The following is a 952-nucleotide window of genomic DNA, read 5'->3' as shown; positions in this document are numbered from 1 at the left end:
GCGGCGGGCTCGGCGACCGCCGGTTCGGCGGAGCGGACCTCGCGCAGCCGCCGCAGCGCGGCCGTGATGCCCGCCATGCGCTCGCCCGCGGCCGCCAGGGGCAGCACCGGCTCGAAGGCCACCAGGGACGTCAGCGCCAGCACGGCCGTCCCGACCGAGCCGGCTCCCGCCCCCTGGGCGAGCAGGACGACGGCCGCCACCGTCAGCCCCTGCACCAGGGTGCCCCCGGCCAGGGCGGCGGCATGGACGCGGGCCTGGCGGCGTTCGAGGGCGGCCAGTGACCCGTCCGCGGCCAGGGCTCTGGCCAGCGCCGCGTCGTCGGCTCCGTAGGCGGCCAGGTCAGCGGCGCCGTGGACGAGGTCCGCCACCCGCCCCGCCAGCGCCGCCCTCGCCGGGGCGATCCTGGCCGACCAGCGGCGGGCGGCGGCGGCCGTGCCCGCGGGCAGGGCCACACCGGCCAGCACCAGCCCGGCCACCAGCACCAGCGCCGCCACCGGCAGGATGGTCAGCCCGATGACGACGGCGGCCAGCCCGGCCATCGCCGCCGCGGCGGCCGGGAGCAGGCAGCGGACCAGCAGGTCCTGTACGGCCTCGGTGTCGTCGACCATGCGGCTGAGCAGGTCGGCGCCGCCGTGCCGTGGGCGCTGCGGCGGGATCAGGGCCTGGTAGAGCCGCTCGCGGGTGTCCGCCTGGGCGCGGAGCGCGACGTCGTGACCCGTGAGCCGTTCGGCGTAGCGGAAGACGCCCTTGCCGGTGGCGAACGCCCTGGTCGCCACGATCGCCACGCTCAACGCGGCCAGCGGCGGCTGCTCGGCGGCCCTGGTGATCAGCCACGCGGCGGCGGCGATCAGCCCCAGCCCCGCCAGGTCGGCCGCCGACCCGGCCAGTACGGCCCAGACGAGCCGCGTCCCCATGCGCCGGTTCATCGCCCGCCCTCCTCAAGCCGCACATC

1 protein-coding gene is annotated in these 952 nt (G+C 78.7%); it reads right to left on the bottom strand.

What is annotated here, in order from left to right:
* A partial coding sequence (locus E1292_RS50505; protein ID WP_500690536.1) for an ABC transporter domain-containing protein occupies positions 1 to 926 on the bottom strand: 926 nt, incomplete at its 3' end.
* Between the last annotated feature and the right edge of the window lie 26 nt (positions 927 to 952).

This window comes from Nonomuraea deserti (assembly GCF_004348685.1).
In the GTDB taxonomy this organism is placed as follows: Bacteria; Actinomycetota; Actinomycetes; order Streptosporangiales; family Streptosporangiaceae; genus Nonomuraea; species Nonomuraea deserti.
Note: the sequence above shows the minus strand (reverse complement) of the source record. Positions and strands in the feature narration are given on the sequence as shown.